Below are 22,924 nucleotides of genomic sequence, written 5' to 3'. Positions count from 1 at the left end.
GCGTGCTCGTCTTCGCCGCCTCCGACAAGGGAGGCACCGGCCGCTCGGTGACCAGCGCCAACCTGGCCTACCAGCGCGCCCTCACCGGAGACCACGTGGCCTACGTGGACTTCGACTTCGGCTCGCCCACGGCCGCCGCCGTCTTCGACGTGCCCGGCGCCATGCGCGGCACCGAGGAACGCGGCCTCCACTCCTACCTGGAGGGCGAGATCGCCGAGCCCGCCCGGATCGACGTCTGGCGGCAGACCGAGCACCCCCTGCTGCGCTCCCGCCCCAACCAGTCCGGCCGGCTGGTCCTGTTCCCCGGCGACGCGGGCGGCGGCGAGTTCGCCACCGACGAGGACGCCCTCGAACGCTGTATCGACCTGCTGCTGCGTCTCAACGGCGAGTTCGACCTGATCGTCGTGGACCTCAGCGCCGGCCGCAGCTACGCCGTCGACATGGTCCTCGCGGCGACCGCCCACCCCCGGATGCAGTTCGTCCCCTTCCGCTGGCTCGTCTTCCACCGCTGGACCCGCCAGCACGTGATCGCCGCCTCCGGACTGGTCCACGCCGAGCACGGCATCATCCGCGGCGGCGTCGAACGCGGCCACGACGAGGAGGCGCTGCACGCCGCCGTCCGCTTCGTCCGGGCCGCCGTGCCCGACCCCGAGTCGCCGCTGTGGTCCCAGGGCTCACCCGCCCAGGCCGCCTGGATGCAGGCCTGCGACGAGGCGCTGCGCAGGCTCGCCGCCGAGCACCGCATCGGCGACAGCGTCGTCCTCGGCGTCGTGCCGCTGGAACCCATACTCCAGTGGCGCGAACAGCTGATCACCGAGGAGGACGTGCTCTCCACCCAGATCGCCAACAAGGAGACCCTGGAAGCGCTGGAGGAGATCGCCCGGCGCCTGACGGACGACACGTACTGGGGGCGGCCGTGACGGAGACCCGGTTCCGCGAGACCGCCGCCGAGCCGCGCACCGAGGCGGTGCCGCTGGCCCATCTCTCCCTGGAGCTGGGTCACCTCTACATGGAGGACTTCGAGGCCGGCCCCGAGCGGCTGCGGGAGCACTTCACCCAGGTCCGCCCCTGGGCGGAGGCGGCCCGCGCCGCCGCCGTCGCCCGCACCGGCGGCAAGCGCGCCCGGATCAGCACCTGCTTCCTCGTCGACGACTACTTCACCCGCTTCTCCACCCCCGCCGAGGTCGTCCCCATGCTCCTGGAGGAGGCCGACCGTGCGGGGCTGACCGTCGACTACCTCGCCCGCGAGTCCGGCTGCGCCGTCACCGGCAAGGTGCCCGTCGCCGAGGCGGTGGCCGGCCGCATCGTCGAGTCGCCGCCGCCCGGCAGCTACGGCATGCGGCCGCCCGCCGCGCAGAGCGGCTGGCTGGCCAACGGCGAGCGCAGCCCCGTCGCCCGCGCCCCGCAGGCGATGAAGCGCGCCGTCCCCTGGCAGCCGCCCCGGGAGACCGCGGCCCGCCGCCACTCCGTCTTCCTCGACGTCGAGCTGTGGAGCGACGACGCCGACGGGCAGCGCACCTGGTCCTGCCCCTTCCTCGCCGCGGTGTGGCAGCTCGCCCGCCTCGGCCTGCTGCGCAACCAGGGCGAGGCCGTCCTCGTCCCCCAGCCGCACACCACCGCCGGCTTCCCCGACGACTGGGACGAACTGCCCTCGCTGCTGCGGCTCAACCCCCGCGCCGACCCGTTCGCCGCCTACCGGACCTGCTCGGTGCTGCCGACCCGGTTCCTGCCCGTCGAGCACGCCGTCCGCGTGATCCTCGACCAGATCGAGGTCGACCCGCACGCGCTGGACCAGGCGGCCAAACGGTCCGCCGGCGAGCGGACGACCGTCCCCGACTCGGTCGCCGACCGCATCTCCTACGTCTACTACGCGGGGCTCTGACATGGCGCCGCGGGAGAACGCGCCGGACTCCGTGCTCGCCTGCGGAGAGGTCCGCACCTGCCTGCTGCCCACCCGGCAGGCCCTCGACATCCGCGCCGCCGCCCAGCTCCTGGGCCTGCGCGCCGACGAACGCGTCCTGCTCTCCGAACGCCCCAACCTCTACGCGCGTTCCCCCGACACCCTCACCGGCGTCGACTGCCCCCTGCCCAGCGCCAACGGCGCCCGGGTCCGCGCGGTCGGCACGGTCGTCGCGCGGGCCGCGCTCACCGAGGGCCGCGTCCTGCAGGTCTCCGCCCACTTCCGCGTCCCCGCCGCCGGACCCGACCAGCGCCGGCCCTGGGGCCACTACCTGGTGCGGCCCGGCGTGGTCGAACCGCTCGGCCGGCTGCCCCGCGAGGCGGTCGCGCAGGGCGTGCTCGGCGGCGGGCGGCACGGCGACCTCGACGCCGGACTGATCGCCGACGGGCTGCTCACCCGGCTGCTGCGCCACCCCCTCCTCGACCACCGGCCGCCCCTGCGGTCCCGCCCCACCCGGCTGCGCTGGGCGGCCCTGCCCGCCCCGCCGGGCGAGGGCCCGTCGATCGAACGGTTCACGCTCGCCGAGGACGAACTGCGCACCGTCCTGCTCCGGGTGCCCGAGGACACCGCCGGCGCCGACCTCGCCGCCCTGTGCGACGACCTCGCCCTGCACGACTGGCTGCTCACCACCCTGGTCCGCATGCTCGACGGCATCCGCCTGGGCGGCGGCCCGGAACACGGCCTCGCCGTCGTCGAGGCCCTGCGCCCCGCCGTCCACCACCTGCTGCACCTGTGGATGCCGCGTGCCCGGGTGCCCCAGGAGCTGGCCGCGCTGTGGGACCCGCTGGAGGAGCGGCCCGGCTTCACCCGCCAGTGGCGAACGCTGGTGCAGCGCATCCGCGACCAGCTGACGCTGCACGCGATCCCCTCGGCCCACCGGGAGGTGGAGCCGGCGTCCTGAGCGACGGCACGACCTCCCACGCACATCCCCGCAGCACCCCGATCCGACGCGTATCCCAACGGGGGGAGAAGCGAGATGAGCACGGCACAGTCACCCCAGCCCGACGACCCGGCCGTCGCACCCGGCCGCACGGACGGCCCGGCGGTCCCCGGCCCCGCGGTCCTGACGGGGGAGTCCCCGTGGCCGCGCCGCCTGCTGACCGGCCTGGTCCTCGGCGCCCTGGCCTGGAGCGTCACCGCACTGCTGAGCCCGGACAGCGGCCCGCTGCGGCAGTTAGCGACCGCCGCCCTGTGCGCCGCCGCCGCGGTGCTCGTCCAGTACGTCCACGGCCTGGGCCGGCCCACCGAGGACCCGCGCGCGAGGGACCCGCACACCCGTGACCTGCTGGTGGAGGAGCACACCCGGCGGGTGGAGGAACACACCCGCCGCGTGGAGACCGCACTGGCCGAGCACGCCGCCGCCGTGCGCGACGGCCTGAACCAGTACGACGACGAGCTGCGGACCGGCCTGGTCCGGCACACCGAGGACGTGAAGCAGCTCGTCGAGAACCACCTCGTCCAGGCGGGCCACGGCGCCGAGCAGCCCTACCCCCCGCTCGACCGCGCCCGCATCGAGGGCGTGCCCGAACTGGCCAAGAGCTTCGCCGAGGTCCTCGCCCCCGGCCCCTCGATCCTCTACACCTTCGTCCGCCTGGAGATGACGCGGGTCGTCGGCTACATGGCGGACCTCACCAACCTGACCGCGGAGTGCCCGGGCGAGAACCACGACTGGATGCTCGCCCTCACCCGGGCCGCCGAGCAGTCCATCTGCGCCACCAGCACCTCCGTCGACCGCGAGTTCTGGAACAGCGAGCCCGCCAGCCGCTACCTGGAGGCCCAGCAGGACGCGGTCGACGAACACGGCGTGTCGGTGCGCCGGCTGTTCCTGCTGGAGAGCGCGCGGGAGCTCGACGACCGGCTGCTGCGGCTGTGCGAGGAGCAGGAACTGCGGCACATCGAGGTACGCGCGGCGGTCCTTCCCGAACTGCCCCCGCACCTCCAGCGCGGCACCACCAACGACTTCATCGTCTTCGACGAGGAGGTGTCCTTCGAGATCGAGCAGGACCTGCGCGACGTCAACGTCAGGACACGGCTCATCGCCCGTCAGGAACACGTACGGGACCGGATGAAGCGCTTCAAGGAGCTCTGGGAGGGGAGCATGAGCCTGCGCGAGCTGGAGGTGCGGGTCGACGCCGAGGAGGACGGCAACTGGATGGTCGACCGGGCCTGACCGCCGCCGTACTCCCCGGGGAGTAACGCGGGCCCCGCGTCTCCCCGGGCAGTAGCGCGGTGCTCGCCCTCACGTCCGACGCGCCCGCGCCCCGCCGCCGGGAGTCTGGAGACCGACCCAGACACCCACCGGAGGGGAGCCCGACAGATGGGGGCCAAGAAGACAGGCGCGGGGCGGCGGCGGGCCGTGCCGTGGCTGGTGCTCGGACTGTGGATCGCCGTACTGGCGATCGCCGCGCCGTTCGCGGCGAAACTCGGCGACGTGCAGCGCGACCGGGCCGTCGACTACCTGCCGGCCAGCGCCGACTCGACGCAGGTCGCCAAGATCCAGGAGCAGTTGCCGGGCGGCGAGACCACCGAGATGGTCCTCGTCTACCACCGCGACGCCGGACTGACCGCCGCCGACCGCACCACCGCCGCCCGGCAGGTTGCCGAGATCGCCGCCGCGCACGAACTCACCGCCCGCCCGACGGGCATCCCGTCCCAGGACGGCACCACCCTCATGTACCCGGTCGCCTCCACCGAGCCCGGCACCGACGAGAAGGCCCGCGACGCGCTCGTCAACGACGTACGGGACATCGCCCGGGGCGGCGACGGGCTCAGCGTGAAGGTCGGCGGCTCCGGCGCGCTCGCCACCGACGCCTCCGAGGTCTACGACTCCCTCGACGGCCCCCTGCTCTACACCACCGCCGGGGTCGTCGCCCTCCTCCTGATCCTCATCTACCGCAGCCCCTTCCTCTGGCTCGTCCCGCTCGCCGTCGCCGGACTCGCCGACTACCTCTCCATGGGCGTCGCCTACGGCCTCAACCAGACCTTCGGCACCGCCGTCTCCGGCCAGTCCAGCGGCATCATGACCATCCTCGTCTTCGGTGTCGGCACCGACTACGCGCTGCTGCTGGTCTCCCGCTACCGCGAGGAACTGCGCCGTATCGAGCGGCCGTACGACGCGATGCTCGCCGCCCTGCGCGGCTGCGGCCCCGCCGTGCTCGCCTCCTCCGGCACCGTCGCCGCCGGACTGCTGTGCCTGCTCGCCGCCGACCTCAACTCCAGCCGCGGCATGGGCCCCCTCGGCACCGTCGGCGTGCTGTGCGCGCTGGCCGCCATGCTGACCCTGCTGCCCGCGCTCCTCGTCCTGCTCGGCCGCCGCGTCTTCTGGCCGCTCGTGCCCCGCTACGGCAGCAGCCCCAAGGCCCGCAGGTCGCTGTTCGCCGCGATGGGCGGCTCCGCCGAACGCCGGCCCCGCACCGTCCTGGTGGGCGGCGCCGTCCTGCTCGGCGCGCTCGCGCTCGGCGCGTTCGCCCTGCCCGGCAACCTCAAACAGGAGGACACCTTCACCACCCGCCCCGACGCGATCGCCGCGATGGAGACCCTCGCCGACGCCTACCCGGAGCGCGGCAGCCAGCCGATCAGCGTCATCGCCCCCACCGACCGCGCCGAGGCCGCGCTCACCGCAATCCGCGCCACCGAGGGCGTCGAGAGCGCCGAGGCCGGCCGCAGCGGCGGCGGGTGGACGGAGCTGACCGTCCTGGCCTCCGCCCCGCCCCAGTCGGCCGCCGAGACCGCCACCGTCGAAGCCCTGCGCGACACACTCGACGGCTCCTACGTCGGCGGCCCCAGCGCCGAGCAGATCGACCTGGAGGACACCAACGCCCGGGACACCGCCATCGTCGTACCGATCGTGCTGCTGTCGGTGCTGCTGATCCTCACGGTGCTGCTGCGCTCGTTGGTCGCGCCGCTGATCCTGGTCGCCGCCGTCGTCGCCGTGTGGGGCGCGGCCCTCGGCGTCGGCGGGCTCGTCTTCGGCCCCCTCTTCGGCTTCGAGGGCACCGACCCCGGGCTCGGCCTGCTCTCCTTCGTCTTCCTGGTCGCCCTCGGCGTCGACTACGGCATCTTCCTGATGCACCGGATGCGCGAGGAGGCCCTGAAGGGAGCCGAACCCACCCGGGCGGCCCTGGCCGCGCTGCGCGCCACCGGTGGCGTCATCGCCTCGGCCGGTCTGGTCCTCGCGGCCACCTTCGCCGTGCTCGTCAACATGCCGCTGGTCCAGCTGGTCGAGCTGGGCTTCGTCATCGCGGTCGGCGTCCTGCTCGACACCTTCCTGGTCCGCACCTACCTGGTCACCAGCGCGAGCGTCGCCCTGCGGCGCCGGGTGTGGTGGCCGGGACGGCTGTCCCGCGAGCCCGGCCGGCCCGCGCCCGACGAGGTGCGGGAGCCCCTCGGTGTCTGAGGCGCCGGGTCGGCGGAACGCGTCCCTCCCCTCCCGGAGGGGCGCGCCCGTCGCGGAGGATGGACGCGTGCAGGCAACCACCCGGGAAGCGTCCCGTCCCCGTCCGGCCGAGCGGATCATCGCCGCGATCAACCGCGACCCGCGCACCGCCCCGCACGGCACCCGCAACGACGCCGTGCTCGCGGGGGTCCTCCTCCTGGCCGCCGTCTGCCTGGCGCTGTTCACCGAGGACGGCCGTCGCCCGGACGCCCTGGGCTGGACGCTGCTGGTCGCCGCGCACGTCCCGATCGTGTGGCGGCGACGCCACCCGCTGCTGGTCCTCGCGGCGTTGATGGCACTGGTCGTGCCGTACCACGCGCTGGACAACAACCACAGCGCGGCGGGCCCCGCCTCCTACGTGGCGCTCTACACGCTCGCCGTCACCGGCCGCCCCCTGCGCACCGTCGTCACCGGCATCGCGGTCCTCACCGTGTCCGTGAGCATCATGCTCACCGTCGACACCCACCAGGCCCTCGAACTGATCCGCATCTCCGGCTGGATCGTCGCCATCCTCTTCTGCGGCATCGACGTCCGCTACTACCGCCAGTACGTCGCCTCCATCGTGGAGCGCGCCGAACGCGCCGAACGCACCCGCGAGGAGGAGGCCCGGCGGCGTGTCGCCGAGGAACGCCTGCGCGTCGCCCGGGACCTGCACGACCTGCTGGCGCACAGCATCACCCTGATCGGCGTGCAGACCTCGGTCGCCGCGCACGTCCTGACCGCCGACCCCGAGCGCCTGGACCGCGCGGCCGTCGCCAAGGCCCTCGACGACATCGCCGAGACCTGCCGCTCCGCGCGCGGCGAACTGCGCACCACCCTGGAGGTCCTGCGGGCCCAGGACCCCGCCGGCGTCCCTGAGGCCCGCGGTCCGCTGCCCGGCCTGCGGGGCCTGCCCGACCTGGCGGAGAGCGCCCGGCTCGCCGGAGCGGCCGTGGACCTGTCGGTGCAGGCCGACGACGTCCCGCCCGCGGTCGGCGCCGCCGTCTACCGCATCACGCAGGAGGCGCTGACCAACGCCGTACGCCACGCGGGACCCGAGCCGTCCGTCCGCGTCGAGGTGCGGGCCGAGCCGGGCGCCCTGCGCCTGTCCGTCACCGACGACGGCACCGGACCCGACCCGGCGGGCACCCCCGGCTTCGGCCTCGTCGGCATGCGCGAGCGGGCCCGCAGCGTGGGTGGCACACTCGACGCCGGACCGCGCCGGAACGCCGACGGCTTCGAGGTGACGGCCGTCCTGCCGACCCCCGCCACCCCCCGAACGACCCTGACCCCGGAGCGAGCCGGATGACGATACGCGTACTGCTGGCGGACGACCAGAACCTGGTCCGTGCGGCGTTCGCCCTGCTGGTGGCGTCGGCCCCCGACATGGAGGTCGTCGGCGAGGCCGGCACCGGCCGCGAGGCCGTGGAACTGGCCCGCAGCGAACGCGCCGACCTCGTCGTCATGGACGTACGCATGCCCGACCTGGACGGCATCGAGGCGACCCGCCTGATCGCCGCCGACGAGGACCTGGCAGGCGTGAAGGTGCTGGTCCTCACCACCTACGACACCGACGAGAACATCGTCGAGGCGCTGCGCGCGGGTGCCTCCGGCTTCCTGGTCAAGGACACGAGACCCGCCGACCTCCTGGACGCCATCCGCACGGTGACCGCGGGCGACGCCCTCCTCTCACCCGGCCCGACGGCCCGCCTGATCGAGCGCTTCCTGCGCAGCCCGGCGCTCCCCGACGCGCCCGGACCGGGCCCCGACTGCCTGACGGACCGGGAACGCCAGGTCCTCACCCTGGTCGCCCGGGGCCTCACCAACACCGAGATCGCCGAGACCCTGGGTTTGAGCCCGCTCACCGCGAAGACCCACGTCAGCCGCATCATGGGCAAGCTCGGAGCGAGGGACCGGGCCCAACTGGTCGTCGTGGCCTACGAGTCGGGCCTGGTGACGCCGGGCACCGGCTGACTTTCGACGCCCGGCGGCCTACCCAAGTCACGGTGCCGTGGACCGACGGCCGTCCACACCCTGGCCGGCCCGCCGCTGCGCCCGGACCTGCTAGCGGCAGTGCACGTCGGAGGCCGGCCGCCGGCCCGTCGCCAGGAAGCGGGAGACCGTGGCGTCTCCGCAGGCGTTGCCGTTGGCGAGATAGGCGTCGTGGCCGGTGGAGTCCACGGTCACCATGACGGCGCGCCGGCCGAGCGCCTCGCGCAGCCGCAGGGCGCCGGCGAGCGGGGTGTTGACGTCCCGCTCGTTCTGCACGAGCAGCACGTTGGACGGCCCGCGGTCGGTGATCCGCACCGGCGCCTCACGCGGCGGGTACGGCCAGGCCGCGCAGAGCATCGCGTTGCGGGGCATCCCGGCGGTGAGCGGGTACTTGGCGCGGCTCACGGCGACGTCCTTCTCGTATGCCGCCCCGTCCTTGGGCCAGGCCACGTCGTTGCAGAGCACTCCGGACCCCACGGCGGTGACGTTCTGCAGCACGGCCTCGGGCGGCGCCTGGGGTGCGGGCGGCACGGTGCCCTCGGCCGCGGCCCGCATCAGCCGGGCGAGCGTCGGGTAGCGGCTGGGGGCGGCGAAGCTGTCCAGCATCGTCTGCCGCAGCACGTTGCCGTTCAGCTCCTCGGGGTTGACCCCGGGCCACGGGATCGGCTCGCGGTCGAGCCGGGCGGCGAGCCGCAGGAACAGCGGCCGTACGTCGGCGGCCCGCTCCGCCACCCGGTCGGGGTTGCCGGGCTCCGACGCCCACGCGGCGAAGTGCGGGAAGGTGTCCTCGACTCCCCGTTCGTGAGCCGCGAGCCAGGTGCGGTTGACGCGGCCGGGATCGGGATCGTCGTTGCTGTCCAGCACGATCCGGTCGGTGCGGTGCGGGAACAACTGTGCGTACACCGCTCCGACGTACGTCCCGTACGACACTCCCCACGCGGAGATCCTCCGCTCGCCGAGCGCGGCGCGGAGGCGGTCGATGTCGCGGGCCTCGTCGGCGGTGCTGAGGTGCTTGATCAGCTCACCGCCGTTGCGGGCGCATGCGTCGGCCATGCGCCGGGCGGTGTCGAGGTTCGCGTCGATCGAGCCGTCCGGAGCGGGCCAGGGCCGGAGCTTGGAGGTGGCGAGGTCACGGTACTCCAGCCCGCAGTCGACGGACGTGGACGGCGCGAGGCCGCGCGGCGCGAACCCGATGAGGTCGTGGGTGTCGCGGACCTCCTGGGGAAGCTTCTGCCCCTTCCCCGACGGGCCGTTGAGGCTCGACCCGCCCGGCCCGCCGGGGATCAGGAGCAGGACCCCGCGCCGGGCGTCCGGCTTCTCGGCGGGGATGCGGGAGACGGCCATCTCGATGCGGGGACCGTCGGGATCGGCGTAGTCCATCGGCACGTCGAGGGTGGCGCACTGCTGACGGGGGTCGATGCCGGAGCCCTGGCAGGTGGTCCAGTCGAGACCCTCGGACGGGCTCGCGGCCACGGAGGCGGTGACGGGCGAGGTGACGGCCAGCAGGGCGGTGGAGACGCCGACGACGGCGGCGTTGCGGATGGTGTGCTTGCGCTGCGTCATGCGACGAGCCTCGCGGAACACCGGGGCCCACCCCATCCGGGCAACGACCTGAAACGTCTTGGGGATTACCCCACCAGACCCCTGACGAACGCCCCCCAGGCGACCGGCCCGACGAGGACCACGGGACCGTCGGCCACCTTGCTGTCCCGGACGGGGACGACACCGGGGACTCCGTCGGCGACCTCGACGCAGTTGCCGCCGTCGCCGTTGCTGTAGGTGCTCCTGCGCCAGCGGGCGCCGCTCAGGTCGTACTCACGCATCGTCTGAAGTCCTCAGCCGCCGATCGGACCAGGGCGAGGGACGCCTCCGGCGACAGCGCGGCGCCCCTGAGCAGATCGTAGGCTCGGCGTGCCCGCTTCACCACCGCCGGATCGTCCAGGAGGCTTCCTGAGAACGACGTCTCTGTATAGGCGGTGGGCGGCGCGTCCTCGAACTCCATGAGCCGCAGTGAGCCGTTGTTGGCGGGCGCTCCCGCCGAGAACGGGAACACCTGGAGCAGCACCTTTCGCTGACGGGCCAGCGCAGCCAGGTGATCCAGGGCCTGCGCCGTCACCTCGGGGCCGCCGACGGCGACGCGGAGCACGGCTTCATGCACGACCACCCAATACTCCGGCCTTGTAGCGTCGTCCAGAATCCGTGACCGCTCCACACGGGCGGTGACTCGGTCGTCGACGTACTCGTCGGTCGCGAACGGATGGGTGGCCAGGGTGAGTGCTCTCGCGTAGTCCGGTGTTTGAAGGAGCCCCGGGACGACGGACGGCTCGAAGTCGAGGATGGCCACAGCCGTCCGCTCCAGCTCCGCCACCGCCGCGAAATAATCCGCATACCGCGGGTCGTCGATCAGCTTCCGGCACAGGCGCTCGAAAATACCGTCGGTTTGCAGTACCGCGTCGATCCGCTGGGCCACGTCCAACTGCGGTTTGCGAATCGCCTGTTCGAACTGGCCGATGTAACCGCCGGACACAAATACCCGTGCGCCCAGCTCCACTTGGGTGATCCCGGCGTCCTCCCGGCGTCGCTTGAGTTCCGTGCCGAAGAACTCCCAGGCGGCCTGCCGCGAACCATTGGCCATAACCAAACCCCCCTGCGCTGACCTGCACTTGTAGTGCACAGGCTCCTGCCAAGTGTAGAGGTGGGCGGGCATTCTGGGAGGACGAAGCGTGAAAGAGGAAAGGTGAGGGGAGCACGGTGGAGCCAACACACTCGGCGCACTGCGCCGAAGAAGCGGAGGACGCGGTGAAAGAATTGCGCGCAGCACTCGAGAAGGCCGGAATTGCTCTGCCGTCCCTCGGGATCGACCCGGTGAGTCTTGCGCGGGAGGCGCCTTGTCCGCTCATCGAATTGGGGCGGTGTTCCGTGGAGACCGCGCGCCGGCTCGCGGCGGTGCTGCGATGATGCCGCCGGTCGGGTCCTACGCCGTCGACACCCGCACCGGCCGGGTCGGCATCGTCATGGGGCACGAGGGCCCGTACGTCCAGATGCGGCCGTACGGCGGGGGCCGGGAGTGGGACGCCGAACCGGGTGACGTGCGCCACGCCACCCCGGCCGAGCGGCTCAGCGCGGCGACGGCGTACACCAACGCCAGAAGCCGGGGCGAGGTGCCCTGAGGCATGCGGGAGAATGGACTCCATGAGTCTGTTCCGCGACGACGGCATCGTGCTGCGCACCCAGAAGCTGGGTGAGGCGGACCGGATCATCACCTTGCTCACGCGCGGTCACGGACGCGTACGCGCCGTGGCGCGCGGGGTCCGCCGCACGAAGTCGAAGTTCGGGGCGCGGCTGGAGCCGTTCTCGCACGTGGACGTGCAGTTCTTCTCGAAGGGCAGCGAGCTGGTCGGGCGCGGGCTGCCGCTGTGCACGCAGAGTGAGACCATCGCGCCGTACGGCGGCGCGATCGTCACCGACTACGGCCGGTACACCGCCGGGACGGCCATGCTGGAGACCGCGGAGCGGTTCACGGACCACGAGGGCGAGCCGGCCGTGCAGCAGTACCTGCTGCTGGTCGGCGCGCTGCGGACCCTCGCCCGGGGCGAGCACGCGCCGAACCTCGTCCTCGACGCGTTCCTGCTGCGCTCCCTCGCCGTGAACGGCTACGCGCCGACCTTCGGCGACTGCGCGAAGTGCGGCATGCCGGGACCGAACCGGTTCTTCTCGGTCGGTTCGGGCGGCTCCGTCTGCGCCGACTGCCGGGTGCCCGGCAGCGTCGTACCCTCGCCGCAGGCCCTGGAACTGCTCGGTGCGCTGCTCACGGGAGACTGGGGGACCGCGGACGCGTGCGAGTCGCGGTACGTCCGGGAGGGGAGCGGGCTGGTGTCCGCGTACCTGCACTGGCACCTGGAGCGCGGCCTGCGTTCCCTGCGGTACGTCGAGAAGTCCTAGACAGTCCTGGACACAGGTAGAGCACGAGGAGACGAGAGACACATGGCCGTACGCGGTTTCCTGGGGCGTCAGCGCCGGGAGTACAGGACGCCGGAGCCGCACCCGTCCGGCGCGCGGCCCCCGAAGCTCGGTGAGCTGGTGCCGGAGCATGTGGCGATCGTCATGGACGGCAACGGGCGCTGGGCCAAGGAGCGCGGGCTGCCGCGCACCGAGGGGCACAAGGTCGGCGCCGAGCAGGTCATGGACGTCCTGCAGGGCGCGATCGAGATCGGCGTCGGGAACATCTCCCTGTACGCCTTCTCCACCGAGAACTGGAAGCGCTCGCCGGAGGAGGTGCGCTTCCTGATGAACTTCAACCGCGACTTCATCCGCAAGTCCCGCGACACCCTCGACGAGCTGGGGGTGCGGGTGCGCTGGGCGGGGCGGATGCCCAAGCTGTGGAAGTCGGTGGCCAAGGAGCTCCAGGTCGCGCAGGAGCAGACCAAGGACAACGACCGGCTGACGCTGTACTTCTGCATGAACTACGGCGGACGCGCGGAGATCGCGGACGCGGCGCAGGCCATCGCCGAGGACGTGCGGGCCGGCAAGCTCGACCCGTCGAAGGTGAACGAGAAGACGCTCGCGAAGTACCTGTACTACCCGGACATGCCGGACGTGGACCTGTTCCTGCGGCCGAGCGGGGAGCAGCGGACGTCGAACTACCTGATCTGGCAGAGCGCGTACGCCGAGATGGTCTTCCAGGACGTGTTGTGGCCGGACTTCGACCGGCGCGACCTGTGGCGGGCGTGCCTGGAGTTCGCCTCCCGGGACCGCCGCTTCGGCGGCGCCATCCCGAACGAGGAGCTGCTCGCCATGGAGGGCAGGAGCACGGAGGGCTGAGGCCGTCGGGCCGGAAAAGGCCCGGGGCCGAAGCCCCGGGCCCTCGGCGGCTCAGCCGCCGGAGGCACTCGCGCAGTCCGCGCAGGTGCCGAAGATCTCCACCGTGTGCGCCACGTTGACGTAGCCGTGCTCGGCGGCGATGGCCTCCGCCCACTTCTCCACCGCGGGGCCCTCGACCTCGACCGCCTTGCCGCAGACCCGGCACACCAGGTGGTGGTGGTGGTCGTCGCTGGAGCAGCGTCGGTAGACGGACTCGCCCTCCGCGGTGCGCAGGACGTCGACCTCGCCGGCGTCGGCGAGGGACTGCAGGGTGCGGTAGACCGTGGTGAGCCCCACCGAGTCGCCCTTGTGCTTGAGCATGTCGTGGAGCTCCTGCGCGCTGCGGAACTCCTCGACCTCCTGGAGAGCCGCCGCCACGGCGGCCCGCTGCCGGGTGGCGCGGCCCTTCACGGGCGGTCCAGCGGTCGTCACGGGGGCCTCCTCATGTCTGCACTGCCGGGGCCATTGTGCCAGCCCGGGCTGTCAGTGGTCAGGCGCCGATTTCGTCACCGGCTCCCCGGGAGGCCGGAATCCTGCACTCTGCGGGATCCGCGGCGGACCGGGCGAGGGCGGCGGCCCGCGCGCGTCGCCGGGCCAGCGGTGTGGCCAGCGCGGTCAGCGCGATGAACGCGGCGATGGTCAGCAGCACGATCGTCGCGCCGGGCGGCACGTCCTGGTAGTAGGACGTGACCGTGCCGCCGATCGTCACGGTCACGCCGATCGCGACGGCGATCGCGAAGGTCGCGGCGAAGCTGCGGCTGAGCTGCTGGGCGGCGGCCACCGGGACCACCATCAGCGCGGACACCAGCAGCAGGCCGACGACACGCATCGCGACCGTCACCGTGACCGCGGCCGTGACGGCGGTCAGCAGGTTCAGCGCGCGCACCGGCAGGCCGGTGACCCGGGCGAACTCCTCGTCCTGGCTGACCGCGAACAGCTGGCGGCGCAGGCCGAGGGTGACCAGCACGACGAAGGCGGCCAGCACGCAGATCGCGGTCACGTCGGACTCGGAGACCGTCGACAGCGAACCGAAGAGGTACGAGGTGAGGTTGGCGTTGGAGCCGCCCGGCGCGAGGTTGATGAACATCACGCCGCCGGCCATGCCGCCGTAGAAGAGCATGGCGAGGGCGATGTCGCCGCGGGTGCGGCCGTACCAGCGGATCAGCTCCATGAGGACGGCGCCGAGGACGGAGACCAGGGTCGCCATCCACACCGGGGACCAGGAGAGCAGGAAGCCGAGGCCGACGCCGGTCATGGCCACGTGGCCGATGCCGTCGCCCATGAGGGCCTGGCGGCGCTGGACGAGGTAGACGCCGACGGCGGGGGCGGTGATGCCGACCAGGACGGCCGCCAGCAGCGCCCGTTGCATGAAGGCGTAGTTCAGGAGTTCCATCAGCTCAGCAGTCCCGTGCGGATCGGTTCGGCGCCCGCGGGTGCGTGCGGGTGTACGTGGTCGTGGCCGGGCAGGGCGTGCTGGCCGACGGCCTTCGGGGGCGGTCCGTCGTGCAGGACGCAGCCGTCGCGCAGGACGACGGCCCGGTCGATCAGGGGCTCCAGGGGGCCCAGTTCGTGCAGGACGAGCAGGACGGTGGTGCCGGCGGCGACCTGCTCGCGCAGCGTGGCGGCCAGGACCTCCTGGCTGGCCAGATCGACGCCCGCCATCGGCTCGTCCATGATCAGCAGCTCGGGCTCGGAGGCGAGCGCGCGGGCGATCAGGACGCGCTGGTGCTGGCCGCCGGAGAGGGCGTTCACCGAGTCCTTGGCCCGGTCGGCCATGCCGACGAGGTCGAGGGCCCGGCGCACCGCCTCGTGGTCGGCCTTGCGCAGGACGCCGAAGCGGGCGCGGGAGAGGCGGCCGGAGGAGACGACCTCGGTCACGGTGGCGGGCACGCCGCCCGCGGCCGTGGTGCGCTGCGGGACGTAGCCCACGCGTGCCCAGGCGCGGAACCGGCGTCGCGGGGTGCCGAACAGCTCGATCTCCCCGGCGACGGGCGGCACCTGGCCGATGATCGTGCGCACGGCCGTGGACTTGCCCGAGCCGTTCGCGCCGAGCAGGGCGACGACCTCGCCGCGGCGCACGGTGAGGTCGATGCCGCGCAGGACGGGGCGCGAACCGAGGTCGGCGCGGACGCCGCGCAGTGCGATGACGGGCTCGGTCATGCCACCCTCCGGTTGGTCGGTCTGTTCGGTCTGTTCGGTCCGGGCGGTCACTCGGCGCCCAGGGCCGTCTGCAGGGCCTTCAGGTTGGCCTCCATGACCTGGAAGTAGTCGTCGCCGCGGGACGCGTCGGTGATGCCCTCGACCGGGTCGAGGACGTCCGTCCTCAGGTTCGCGTCCTTGGCGAGGGTCTTCGCGGTCTCGTCGCTGACGAGCGTCTCGTAGAAGACGGTGGAGACGCCGTCGGCGGCGGCCGTCCTCTGGAGGTCCTTGATCCGGGCGGCGCTGGGCTCGGACTCGGGGTCGAGGCCGCTGATGGCCTCCTCGGTGAGGCCGTAGCGCTCGGCGAGGTAGCCGAAGGCGGCGTGCGTGGTGACGAAGACCTTGGTCCTCGTGTCCTTCAGGCCGGTCTCGAACGCCGTGTTCAGGTCGCCGAGCCTCTTGACCAGGGCCTCGGTGTTCTTCTTGTAGTCGGCGGCGTGGTCGGGGTCGGCCTTCTCGAAGGCCTTGCCGACGCCCTTGGCGACCTCGGCGTACTTGACCGGGTCGAGCCAGACGTGGGGGTCCTTGCCACCCTCTTCGCCGTGGTCGTGGCCGTGCCCGTCCTCCTCGGCGGCGTGGTCGTGCCCGTCCGTGTGGCCGCCGACCTCGTCGCCGTGCTCCTCCAGGGAGGTCAGGGAGGCCGCGTCGATCTTCGTCTCGATCCCGGACTGGGTGATGGCCTCGTCGACGGCGGGCTGCAGGCCCTTGAGGTAGAGCGCCGCGTCCGACTCCTCCAGCTGGGCCCGCTGCTTGGTGCTGACCTCGAGGTCGTGCGGCTCCTGGCCGGGGGCGGTGAGGCTGGTGACGTTCACGTGGTCCCCGCCGATCTGCTCGGCGAGGAAGGCCATCGGGTAGAACGAGGCGACGACGTCGAACGCGTCCGTGTTGCCCGCCGCGATGTCGGTGGAGCAGGCCGAAAGGGTCCCGAGACCGAGTGCGGTGACCGTGGTGACCGCTATGCCGGATATGCGGCGTCGTCGTGCGTTCATGACAGTCATTTTCAACGAATGTGGAAACCGTTGTCAACAAGCCCCCGAACGGCCCCCGATTTGGCCGGGGGGCGTCCCGCGCCGGTAACCTGAGGCAATTCTCTGGAAGCATCTCGCTTCGTCGCCCGTCGTCGTAATGAAGAGAGCACCGTGGCCGCCGACAAGATCGACACCATCGTCAGCCTGAGCAAGCGCCGTGGCTTCGTATTCCCCTGCAGTGAGATCTACGGCGGTCAGCGTGCCGCCTGGGACTACGGTCCGCTGGGTGTCGAGCTCAAGGAGAACCTGAAGCGCCAGTGGTGGCGCTACATGGTCACCTCGCGCGAGGACGTCGTCGGTATCGACTCGTCCGTGATCCTGGCCCCCGAGGTCTGGGTCGCCTCCGGTCACGTCGCCACCTTCACGGACCCGCTGACCGAGTGCACTTCCTGCCACAAGCGGTTCCGCGCGGACCACCTGGAGGAGGCGTACGAGGAGAAGAAGGGCCACGCCCCCGAGAACGGCCTCGCCGACCTCAACTGCCCCAACTGCGGCAACAAGGGCACCTTCACCGAGCCCAAGCAGTTCTCCGGCCTGCTCTCCACCCACCTCGGCCCGACCCAGGACAGCGGCTCCGTCGCCTACCTGCGGCCCGAGACCGCGCAGGGCATCTTCACCAACTTCGCCCAGGTGCAGACCACCTCGCGCCGCAAGCCGCCGTTCGGCATCGCCCAGATGGGCAAGTCCTTCCGCAACGAGATCACGCCCGGCAACTTCATCTTCCGCACCCGCGAGTTCGAGCAGATGGAGATGGAGTTCTTCGTCAAGCCGGGCGAGGACGAGAAGTGGCAGGAGTACTGGATGGAGCAGCGCTGGAACTGGTACACCGGCCTCGGCATGCGTGAAGAGAACATGCGCTGGTACGAGCACCCGAAGGAGAAGCTCTCCCACTACTCCAAGCGCACCGCCGACATCGAGTACCGCTTCCAGTTCGGCGGCAGCGAGTGGGGCGAGCTGGAGGGCGTCGCCAACCGCACCGACTACGACCTCGGCGCGCACGCCAAGGCGTCCGGCCAGGACCTGTCCTACTTCGACCAGGAGGCCGGCGAGCGCTGGACGCCGTACGTCATCGAGCCGGCGGCCGGTGTCGGCCGGGCGATGCTCGCCTTCCTCCTCGACGCCTTCGTCGAGGACGAGGCGCCCAACGCCAAGGGCAAGATGGAGAAGCGGACCGTGCTGCGCCTCGACCCGCGCCTCGCGCCGGTGAAGGTCGCCGTCCTGCCGCTCTCCCGCAACCCGGAGCTGTCGCCCAAGGCCAAGGGCCTCGCCCAGGCGCTGCGGCAGAACTGGAACATCGAGTTCGACGACGCCGGTGCGATCGGGCGCCGTTACCGCCGCCAGGACGAGATCGGTACGCCGTTCTGCGTCACCGTCGACTTCGACACGCTCGAGGACAACGCGGTGACCGTGCGCGAGCGGGACACCATGAAGCAGGAGCGGGTGTCGCTGGACCAGATCGAGGGGTACCTCGCCTCGAGGCTCGTCGGCTGCTGATCGTCCGTCTCCGATGAGGTGCCGGGGGCCCCGCCCCCGGACCCCGGGACCCGCGCCCGCTCCTCCCCGACCCGTTCGGGGAGGAGCGGGCGTTCGGCGTTCCGCGGGCCGTCGGTCCGTCCGCCGGCGTCGTCGCAGGTGCCGCGCCGCCGGGCGTCGGGCGTCAGGCGCCGGCCGCGTGCCGCCAGAAGGCGCGCATCAGCGGTGTCGAGGCCGGGCCCGTCATGGCCACCTGGGTGAGCAGGACCGCCGTCGTCCCGGTGGCGGGGACCAGGTGGGCCGAGGTGCCGCTGCCGCCCACCCAGCCGTAGCGGCCCGGCACGTTCCACGGCTCCGTCCGGTCCACGTCGACCTGGCCGCCGTACCCCCAGCCCTGGCCCTCCAGGAACAGGCGGGCGGCCTCGCGCTGGGCGGCGGTGAGGTGGTCGGTGGTCATGGCGCGGACCGAGGCGGGGGAGAGGACCGTGCGGCCGTTCGCCGTACCGCCGGCGAGCAGCATGCGGGCGAAGGCCAGCAGGTCGTCCGCCGTCGAGACCAGTCCGCCGGCCCCGGACGGGAAGACCGGGAGGGAACCCCACTGGCCGTCGGGCGTGTCCGACACCTCCAGGGTCCCGTCACCGGAAGGGGCGGGCCGGTAGAACGTGGTGAAGCGGTCCCGCTTCGCGGCCGGCACCTCGAACGCCGTGTCCACCATGCCCAGCGGCTCGAACAGCCGCTCCGCCAGGAACTCGGGCAGCGGACGTCCCGTGACCCGGGCGATCAGCACCCCCTGCAGGTCGGAGCAGGTGTTGTACAGCCAGGCCTCCCCGGGCTGGTGGAGCAGCGGCACCTTCGCCAGGGCCGCCAGCCAGGTCCCGGGCTCCGGCACCTCCGCGGGGCGCAGGGGGTGCCCCGGCAGGGCGGACAGCGCCTGCGCCGCCGGCAGCGAGAAGTCCGACGGGAAGCCCCAGCCCGCCCGGAAGACGAGCAGGTCCTCGACCGTGATCGGACGGGCCGCGGGGACCACGTCGTCCACGGCGGCGGACGGGGTGCGCACCACCACCGGATCCGCCAGTTCGGGCAGCCACGCGTCCACCGGGTCGTCCAGCCGCAACAGGCCGTCCTCCACCAGCGCCAGGACCGCCGCCGCGACGACCGGCTTGGTCAGCGAGGCGATCCGGAACAGGATGTCCCGCGCCATGGGGGCGGTGCCGTCGGCGTCCACGTGGCCGACGGCCGCCACCTCCACGTCGTCACCGCGGGCCACCAGGGCCACGGCGCCCGGCACCGTGCCGTCGTCCACGTACCGTCGCAGGGTGGTGCGCAGTGCGCTCGTGTCGTTCATGGGCGGGCCCTCCGGTTCGTCGCGGTTCACGGTGACGACTCCGGTCGTGTCCCGAACTCATCGGCGTCCGGCCGCCTCAGCCGATCGTCCGCGGCAGGCGCAGGCTCAGCAACCCCGTCAGCACCACCGTCGCCAACTGGACCAGCAGCGTCGTCACCAGCGCGTCCCGCATGCCCAGGCCCGGCACCAGGGACAGGAACAGCGTGCCCAGGGCGGCCACCCCCAGTGCCAGCGACGACTGCTGCGTCGTCATCATGACGCCGCTGCCGACCCCCGCACGGGCGGGCGGAACCTCCGACAGGACGATCCGGAAGACCACGGGGAGCTGGAGCGCCTGCCCGGCCCCGGCGACCGCCGCGCCCGGCATCAGCTCGACCAGGCCGAGGTCCGGCCAGGAACGCCAGGCGGCCAGCGTCATCAGGGCCAGGCCCACGCCCTGGAGCACGGCGCCCGCCGGCACCACCCGGGTGCCGTACCGGGCGACCAGCCGGGGACCGGCGAGGGAGACGAGGAAGAACACCGCCGCCAGCGGCACCAGGGCCGTCCCCGCCGCCACCGGGCCCAGGCCCGCGCCCTGCTGGAGCGCGACCGCGATGACGAACATGAAACCGCTGAAGCCGATCGAGAACGGCACGATCAGCAGCAGCCCGCGCCGCAGCGAGACGATCGCGAACAGGCTCGGCGGCACCAGCGGCGTGCGGCCCGCGCGGTCCGCCCGGCGCTCCACCGCGTGGAACGCCGCCGCCGCGAACGGGAACGCCGCCAGCGACAGCCACGTCCACAGCGGCCAGCCCGCCGCCCGGCCCTCGGTGAGCGGGACCAGCAGGGTCAGGAGCGAGACGGCCAGCAGGACCGTGCCGGGGCCGTCCACCGGCTCCGGACGCGCCGAACGGGTCTCCGGGACCGAGCGGGCGGCCAACAGCAGGCCCACCAGGACGACCGGCACGTTCACCAGGAAGACGGAACGCCAGCCGGTGCCCGCGATGTCGGCGGCCACCAGGACGCCGCCCAGGATCTGGCCGGCCACCATCGACAGGCCGGCCGTGGCCCCGTACAGGCTCATGGCCCTGGCCCGCCGGGGACCGGAGGTGGTCGCCTGGATGGTGGCCAGCACCTGCGGCAGCATCGCGGCCGCCGAGGCGCCCTGCGCCACCCGCGCCGCCACCAGCGACCAGGCGTCCGGCGCCAGACCGCACGCCAGCGAGGTCAGGCCGAAGGCGGCCATGCCGCCCAGGAACAGCCGCCGCCGGCCGAACAGGTCGCCGAGCCGGCCGCCGAGGACGAGCAGGACGGCGTACGCCACCCCGTACCCGGCGACGACGAGTTCGAGGACCGACTCGCCCGCGGAGAGGTCGGTGCCGATGGAGGGCAGGGCGACGTTGACGATGAAGAAGTCGACGAGGGGCAGTGCCGCGGCCAGCAGCACCGTGAACAGGCCGGGGCCGCTGAGCGCGGGTGGCGCCGAGGCCGCCGGACGGACGGGACGTGAAGTGATGGTTTCGGTCACGCAACCGAGACTGCTGCGCCCTCCAGACTGGTACCAGAGTCTCCTTGTCCTGGTAGAAGAAACACCTGGCAACAGGATGCGGTCGGCGGCACCCTGGAGACATGACGACGACGGCCCAGGAGAGCACGGGGGCGGCGAGCCGGACGGCCGCCCCGGAGACGGACCGGGAACTGCGGCCCCCGGAGGCGGAGTCGCGGGTCCGGCGGCACGAACTCGCCGCCTTCCTGCGCAGCCGCCGCGAACGCATCGCCCCCGAGCAGGTCGGGCTGCCCCGCGGCCGCCGGCGCCGCACACCGGGGCTGCGCCGCGAGGAGGTCGCCCAGCTCTCGGCCGTCGGCGTCACCTGGTACACCTGGCTCGAGCAGGCCCGTGACATCCAGGTCTCCGTGCAGGTCCTCGACGCCCTCGCCCGCGCGCTGCTGCTCGACCCGACCGAGCGCGCCCACCTCTTCCGGCTGGCCGGTGCCGTCGACCCGACGCCCGCGACGGTCTGCCCGTCGATCTCACCGGCGGTGCGCGCCCTGCTGGAGCAGTTCGAGCCGTACCCGGCGTGCGTGCAGAACAGCCGGTACGACATCCTCGCCCACAACCGCACCTACGGGCTGCTGCTGTGCGACCTGGACGCGGTGCCGCCCGAGGACCGCAACTGCATGATCCTGTCCTTCACCCACGACGAGTGGCGGTCGTCCATCGTCCACCTGGAGGAGGCCCAGCGGCTGATGGCCGCCCGGTTCCGCACCACGATGGCCGGTCACCTCGCCGAGCCCGCCTGGAAGATGCTGCTGAAGCGGCTGCGGGCGGAGTCCGCCGAGTTCCTGGAGGCCTGGGACCGGTACGAGGTGGTCGCCCACCGCAGCAAGCGCAAGGAGTTCCTCAACCGGTACGTGGGCCTCGTCAGCGTCGACCACACCGACCTGTGGCTGGGGCCGGAGGCCGGGCCCCGCATGGTGACGTACGTCCCGGCCGACGAGACCTCCCGGGAACGGCTGGAGAGGCTGCACGCGATCGCCCTGGCGCGCGGGGCGACGTCGCCGGGATGACCGCCCGAGGTGCGGGAACCCGGAGATGTGCGGAAGGTGATGTTCCAGGGTTTCGTCGGTTCGCACAGGGCGAGGACAGTCATGGCTGAGCAGAAGTCGGCGCAGACGTTGCCGGGACCGTTGCACGCGGCCGCCTCGGTGCTGCGGAAGGTGCCGGGCGCCGGGACGGTCGGCCGGGTGGCCGAAGGGGCGCTGGGCAGGATCGGGGCCGTGTCACCGCGCGGTCGGCGCATGGTCGTCTACACCGGGGCCGGGGTGCTGGGCGTCGCCGGTCTGGTGGAGTGGCCGGTGGCGCTCACCGGAGCGGCGGTGGCGTGGCTGACGCGGCCGCGCCCCCAGCAGTCCCCGCGGGAGGAGACGGGGGCGGCACGGGCGACGACCGCCGACGGGAGCGCGCCGACGGCCACGACGGCGGCGAAGCGGAACGCCGCGAGGAGGACCACGACCAGGAGCGCGGCCGCGGAGACCGGCGACACCGGGAAGAGCGCCGTGGCGAAGAGGGCCGCGAGCAGGTCGGCGGCGGCGAGGTCGGCGGCGGCGAAGACGGCCGCGGCGAAGACGGTCGCGACGAGGACGGCGCGCAGCACGTCGGCCGCGGCGGGGACGACCGGGACCAGGTCGGCCGCCACGAGGACCGCCGCGCAGAAGGGCACCGCGTCCGGGACCGCCGCGCGCAGGTCCGCCGCTGCGAAGGCCGTCACGGCGAAGGCCACCCCGACGGGGACCGCCGCGCGCAAGACCACCGCGACCAGGGCCGCCGCGCAGAAGGCCACCGCGACGGGGACCGCCGCGACGGGGACCGCTGCGCGGAAGACCGCCGCCGCGAAGGCCGCCGGGGCGAAGAAGACCGCCGCCGGGGCGAAGAAGACCGCCGCCGGGGCGAAGAAGACCGCCGCGAAGAACACCTCCGCGAAGGGTGCCGCCGGCGGTCGGTCCGCCGGCTCGGCGGGGAGTGGGAGCCGGGGGACTGCGTCCGCGTCGCGCACGCGGAAGACGGGCTGAGAGGCAGCGATGGCCGGTGGACTTCTGACGCGTTCCCGAAGCGCCGTCACCGGGATCGCACTGGCCGGACCCCGGCTGGTCGCGCGCGGCGCCGCCCCCGCCGC

23 protein-coding genes are annotated in these 22,924 nt (G+C 73.0%); 13 read left to right on the top strand and 10 right to left on the bottom strand.

What is annotated here, in order from left to right:
- The first annotated feature begins 2 nt into the window (after window positions 1-2).
- From JHAT_RS15630 to JHAT_RS15600, 7 genes are all read left to right on the top strand, one after another.
- A complete protein-coding gene (locus tag JHAT_RS15630; RefSeq protein WP_077798782.1) occupies window positions 3-920 on the top strand; it encodes an SCO2523 family variant P-loop protein in 918 nt (305 codons plus the stop codon).
- Window positions 917-1,882 (top strand): SCO2522 family protein, encoded by a 966-nt coding sequence (locus tag JHAT_RS15625; RefSeq protein ID WP_077798781.1) that lies wholly within the window; start codon window positions 917-919, stop codon window positions 1,880-1,882. The genes JHAT_RS15630 and JHAT_RS15625 overlap by 4 nt, the downstream gene beginning before the upstream one ends.
- Window position 1,883: 1 nt before the next feature.
- Entirely contained in the window at window positions 1,884-2,861 is a 978-nt protein-coding gene (locus JHAT_RS15620; RefSeq protein ID WP_077798780.1) for an SCO2521 family protein, read from the top strand.
- 75 nt (window positions 2,862-2,936) lie between these two features.
- Complete coding sequence (locus JHAT_RS15615; RefSeq protein ID WP_077798779.1) at window positions 2,937-4,130, top strand: hypothetical protein; 1,194 nt, start codon at window positions 2,937-2,939, stop codon at window positions 4,128-4,130.
- Window positions 4,131-4,277: 147 nt separating this feature from the next.
- Window positions 4,278-6,356: an MMPL family transporter gene (locus JHAT_RS15610; RefSeq protein ID WP_077798778.1), complete on the top strand. Its 2,079-nt coding sequence runs from the start codon at window positions 4,278-4,280 to the stop codon at window positions 6,354-6,356.
- Window positions 6,357-6,423: 67 nt separating this feature from the next.
- Complete coding sequence (locus JHAT_RS15605; RefSeq protein WP_171990906.1) at window positions 6,424-7,683, top strand: sensor histidine kinase; 1,260 nt, start codon at window positions 6,424-6,426, stop codon at window positions 7,681-7,683.
- On the top strand, window positions 7,680-8,348 hold the full coding sequence (locus tag JHAT_RS15600; protein ID WP_077798776.1) for a response regulator transcription factor: 669 nt from the start codon (window positions 7,680-7,682) through the stop codon (window positions 8,346-8,348). Before JHAT_RS15605 ends, JHAT_RS15600 begins: the two co-directional genes overlap by 4 nt.
- Window positions 8,349-8,438: 90 nt before the next feature.
- On the opposite strand, the gene JHAT_RS15595 is transcribed toward JHAT_RS15600, so the two are convergent.
- From JHAT_RS15595 to JHAT_RS15585, 3 genes are all read right to left on the bottom strand, one after another.
- Window positions 8,439-9,929 (bottom strand): alpha/beta hydrolase, encoded by a 1,491-nt coding sequence (locus JHAT_RS15595; RefSeq protein ID WP_077798775.1) that lies wholly within the window; start codon window positions 9,927-9,929, stop codon window positions 8,439-8,441.
- Window positions 9,930-9,994: 65 nt separating this feature from the next.
- The gene (locus tag JHAT_RS15590) at window positions 9,995-10,189 is read right to left on the bottom strand and encodes a DUF397 domain-containing protein (protein WP_077798774.1); all 195 of its coding nucleotides are present in this window, start codon (window positions 10,187-10,189) and stop codon (window positions 9,995-9,997) included.
- On the bottom strand, window positions 10,171-11,001 hold the full coding sequence (locus JHAT_RS15585; protein ID WP_077798846.1) for a helix-turn-helix transcriptional regulator: 831 nt from the start codon (window positions 10,999-11,001) through the stop codon (window positions 10,171-10,173). The genes JHAT_RS15590 and JHAT_RS15585 overlap by 19 nt, the downstream gene beginning before the upstream one ends.
- Before the next feature lie 116 nt (window positions 11,002-11,117).
- Here JHAT_RS15585 and JHAT_RS35295 point away from each other — a divergent pair, with 116 nt between their 5' ends.
- From JHAT_RS35295 to JHAT_RS15565, 4 genes are read left to right on the top strand one after another with little or no spacing between them, the layout of a single operon-like run.
- Window positions 11,118-11,324, top strand: a complete 207-nt coding sequence (locus JHAT_RS35295; RefSeq protein ID WP_077798773.1) for a hypothetical protein — start codon at window positions 11,118-11,120, stop codon at window positions 11,322-11,324.
- Window positions 11,321-11,536, top strand: a complete 216-nt coding sequence (locus JHAT_RS15575) for a hypothetical protein (protein ID WP_077798772.1) — start codon at window positions 11,321-11,323, stop codon at window positions 11,534-11,536. The genes JHAT_RS35295 and JHAT_RS15575 overlap by 4 nt, the downstream gene beginning before the upstream one ends.
- A 22-nt stretch (window positions 11,537-11,558) precedes the next feature.
- A complete protein-coding gene (gene recO, locus JHAT_RS15570) occupies window positions 11,559-12,308 on the top strand; it encodes a DNA repair protein RecO (protein WP_077798845.1) in 750 nt (249 codons plus the stop codon).
- A gap of 42 nt (window positions 12,309-12,350) precedes the next feature.
- Window positions 12,351-13,187 carry an isoprenyl transferase gene (locus tag JHAT_RS15565; RefSeq protein WP_077798771.1) on the top strand — a complete coding sequence of 279 codons (837 nt, stop codon included), beginning with the start codon at window positions 12,351-12,353 and terminating at the stop codon, window positions 13,185-13,187.
- A 51-nt stretch (window positions 13,188-13,238) separates the two neighbouring features.
- Here the strand turns inward: JHAT_RS15565 and JHAT_RS15560 are convergent, their stop codons facing one another.
- Genes JHAT_RS15560 through JHAT_RS15545 form a run of 4 tightly spaced genes read right to left on the bottom strand, consistent with a single transcriptional unit; the run spans window position 13,239 to window position 16,414 of the window.
- Entirely contained in the window at window positions 13,239-13,658 is a 420-nt protein-coding gene (locus JHAT_RS15560; RefSeq protein ID WP_077798770.1) for a Fur family transcriptional regulator, read from the bottom strand.
- A 58-nt stretch (window positions 13,659-13,716) separates the two neighbouring features.
- Window positions 13,717-14,619 carry a metal ABC transporter permease gene (locus JHAT_RS15555; RefSeq protein WP_077798769.1) on the bottom strand — a complete coding sequence of 301 codons (903 nt, stop codon included), beginning with the start codon at window positions 14,617-14,619 and terminating at the stop codon, window positions 13,717-13,719.
- Entirely contained in the window at window positions 14,619-15,386 is a 768-nt protein-coding gene (locus tag JHAT_RS15550) for a metal ABC transporter ATP-binding protein (RefSeq protein WP_077798844.1), read from the bottom strand. Before JHAT_RS15550 ends, JHAT_RS15555 begins: the two co-directional genes overlap by 1 nt.
- A 47-nt stretch (window positions 15,387-15,433) precedes the next feature.
- Window positions 15,434-16,414 carry a zinc ABC transporter substrate-binding protein gene (locus JHAT_RS15545; protein WP_077798768.1) on the bottom strand — a complete coding sequence of 327 codons (981 nt, stop codon included), beginning with the start codon at window positions 16,412-16,414 and terminating at the stop codon, window positions 15,434-15,436.
- Between the two features lie 150 nt (window positions 16,415-16,564).
- On the opposite strand from JHAT_RS15545, the gene JHAT_RS15540 reads away from it, so the two are divergent.
- Window positions 16,565-17,947, top strand: a complete 1,383-nt coding sequence (locus JHAT_RS15540) for a glycine--tRNA ligase (RefSeq protein ID WP_077798767.1) — start codon at window positions 16,565-16,567, stop codon at window positions 17,945-17,947.
- Window positions 17,948-18,110: 163 nt separating this feature from the next.
- On the opposite strand, the gene JHAT_RS15535 is transcribed toward JHAT_RS15540, so the two are convergent.
- Window positions 18,111-19,271 (bottom strand): serine hydrolase, encoded by a 1,161-nt coding sequence (locus JHAT_RS15535; protein ID WP_077798843.1) that lies wholly within the window; start codon window positions 19,269-19,271, stop codon window positions 18,111-18,113.
- A gap of 76 nt (window positions 19,272-19,347) precedes the next feature.
- Entirely contained in the window at window positions 19,348-20,778 is a 1,431-nt protein-coding gene (locus tag JHAT_RS15530; RefSeq protein WP_077798766.1) for an MFS transporter, read from the bottom strand.
- 101 nt (window positions 20,779-20,879) lie between these two features.
- Between JHAT_RS15530 and JHAT_RS15525 the strand changes: the two genes are divergently transcribed.
- Window positions 20,880-21,818: a helix-turn-helix domain-containing protein gene (locus tag JHAT_RS15525; protein WP_077798765.1), complete on the top strand. Its 939-nt coding sequence runs from the start codon at window positions 20,880-20,882 to the stop codon at window positions 21,816-21,818.
- A gap of 239 nt (window positions 21,819-22,057) precedes the next feature.
- On the opposite strand, the gene JHAT_RS15515 is transcribed toward JHAT_RS15525, so the two are convergent.
- Window positions 22,058-22,723 carry a hypothetical protein gene (locus tag JHAT_RS15515; RefSeq protein WP_253195503.1) on the bottom strand — a complete coding sequence of 222 codons (666 nt, stop codon included), beginning with the start codon at window positions 22,721-22,723 and terminating at the stop codon, window positions 22,058-22,060.
- Between the last annotated feature and the right edge of the window lie 201 nt (window positions 22,724-22,924).

Source organism: Streptomyces sp. JHA26 (genome assembly GCF_002005565.1).
In the GTDB taxonomy this organism is placed as follows: domain Bacteria; phylum Actinomycetota; class Actinomycetes; order Streptomycetales; family Streptomycetaceae; genus Streptomyces.
The sequence above is the reverse complement of the archived record's forward strand: the minus strand, read 5'-3'. Positions and strand labels throughout refer to the sequence as shown.

What these genes read in the sequence shown, in the direction of transcription:
- JHAT_RS15620 (WP_077798780.1), top strand. Translation starts at nt 1,884, where the DNA reads ATGGCGCCGCGGGAGAACGCGCCGGACTCCGTGCTCGCCTGCGGAGAG.
- JHAT_RS15615 (WP_077798779.1), top strand. Translation starts at nt 2,937, where the DNA reads ATGAGCACGGCACAGTCACCCCAGCCCGACGACCCGGCCGTCGCACCC.
- JHAT_RS15610 (WP_077798778.1), top strand. Translation starts at nt 4,278, where the DNA reads ATGGGGGCCAAGAAGACAGGCGCGGGGCGGCGGCGGGCCGTGCCGTGG.
- JHAT_RS15600 (WP_077798776.1), top strand. Translation starts at nt 7,680, where the DNA reads ATGACGATACGCGTACTGCTGGCGGACGACCAGAACCTGGTCCGTGCG.
- JHAT_RS15595 (WP_077798775.1), bottom strand. Translation starts at nt 9,929, where the DNA reads ATGACGCAGCGCAAGCACACCATCCGCAACGCCGCCGTCGTCGGCGTC.
- JHAT_RS15590 (WP_077798774.1), bottom strand. Translation starts at nt 10,189, where the DNA reads ATGCGTGAGTACGACCTGAGCGGCGCCCGCTGGCGCAGGAGCACCTAC.
- JHAT_RS15585 (WP_077798846.1), bottom strand. Translation starts at nt 11,001, where the DNA reads ATGGCCAATGGTTCGCGGCAGGCCGCCTGGGAGTTCTTCGGCACGGAA.
- JHAT_RS15575 (WP_077798772.1), top strand. Translation starts at nt 11,321, where the DNA reads ATGATGCCGCCGGTCGGGTCCTACGCCGTCGACACCCGCACCGGCCGG.
- recO (WP_077798845.1), top strand. Translation starts at nt 11,559, where the DNA reads ATGAGTCTGTTCCGCGACGACGGCATCGTGCTGCGCACCCAGAAGCTG.
- JHAT_RS15565 (WP_077798771.1), top strand. Translation starts at nt 12,351, where the DNA reads ATGGCCGTACGCGGTTTCCTGGGGCGTCAGCGCCGGGAGTACAGGACG.
- JHAT_RS15555 (WP_077798769.1), bottom strand. Translation starts at nt 14,619, where the DNA reads ATGGAACTCCTGAACTACGCCTTCATGCAACGGGCGCTGCTGGCGGCC.
- JHAT_RS15550 (WP_077798844.1), bottom strand. Translation starts at nt 15,386, where the DNA reads ATGACCGAGCCCGTCATCGCACTGCGCGGCGTCCGCGCCGACCTCGGT.
- JHAT_RS15545 (WP_077798768.1), bottom strand. Translation starts at nt 16,414, where the DNA reads ATGAACGCACGACGACGCCGCATATCCGGCATAGCGGTCACCACGGTC.
- JHAT_RS15535 (WP_077798843.1), bottom strand. Translation starts at nt 19,271, where the DNA reads ATGAACGACACGAGCGCACTGCGCACCACCCTGCGACGGTACGTGGAC.
- JHAT_RS15525 (WP_077798765.1), top strand. Translation starts at nt 20,880, where the DNA reads ATGACGACGACGGCCCAGGAGAGCACGGGGGCGGCGAGCCGGACGGCC.